This window comes from Aminobacter sp. HY435, assembly GCF_027568395.1.
In the GTDB taxonomy this organism is placed as follows: domain Bacteria; phylum Pseudomonadota; class Alphaproteobacteria; order Rhizobiales; family Rhizobiaceae; genus Aminobacter.
In genome coordinates this window covers 1-850 of the sequence record NZ_JANKZL010000028.1, presented here as the reverse complement: position 1 = coordinate 850, position 850 = coordinate 1, and the positions used below count along the sequence as shown (strand labels likewise).

1 pseudogene is annotated in these 850 nt (G+C 59.5%); it reads right to left on the bottom strand.

Features of this window, described 5'->3' with window-relative positions:
• Positions 1-17 precede the first annotated feature (17 nt).
• A pseudogene (locus PCJ21_RS22065) lies at positions 18-778 on the bottom strand (IS5 family transposase).
• Positions 779-850 lie beyond the last annotated feature (72 nt).

The window sequence follows — 850 nt, the reverse complement described above, 5'->3', positions numbered from 1 at the left end:
CTAGGTCGTGTGGACAATTACCGGATCCATAGGACAATTGCAGCTATTGTGACGACGGCGAGGTAGTGTCTCGCGGTTTTCTCGAAACGTGTAGCGACCCTTCGGAACTGTTTGAGCTTGGAAAAGCAGCATTCGATCAGGTGCCGCTGGGCATAGAGGTGCTTGTCCAGCGGATATTTTTGCGCGCGGGAAGGGTTGTTGGGGATCACCGCCACGGCACCTTTTTCGGCGATGGCGTTGCGCAGGCGATCGCTGTCATAGGCGGTGTCGCCCATGACGATGTCGGCGGCCAGTTCCTCGATCAAGGCCTCAGCTTGCGGCGCATCGCCCTTCTGGCCGGCGGTGAGGATGAAGCGGACGGGGCAGCCAAGACCGCGCACGGCCATGTGGATCTTGGTGCTCAGGCCGCCGCGAGAACGGCCAAGAGCTTGATCTTCAGCCCCTTTTTTGCGCCGGCGGCGTGCTGATGGGCGCGGATGATGGTGGAATCGACGATCAGGTATTCGAAATCGGGATCGTCCGACATCGCCGAAAAGATGCGCCACCAAATGCCCTTATGACTCCAACGGCTGAACCGGCGGAAGACACTGTTCCACGGGCCGAACACCTGCGGCAGGTCACGCCAAGGCGAACCGGTCCGCACGATCCACAGCACCGCTTCCACAAACATGCGGTTGTCGTGGCCCGACGATCCGCGCGTCCGCTCGTCGCCAATGATGTACCGCGAAATCCGCTCCCACTGCTCATCCCGAAGGATCAGACGGTCCAATGCTCCCATGACTGCCTCCAAAAGACAGTCTTGAATCTGATTTGCTCAGCCTTGGGAATCCCAAGAGTCCACACGACCTAG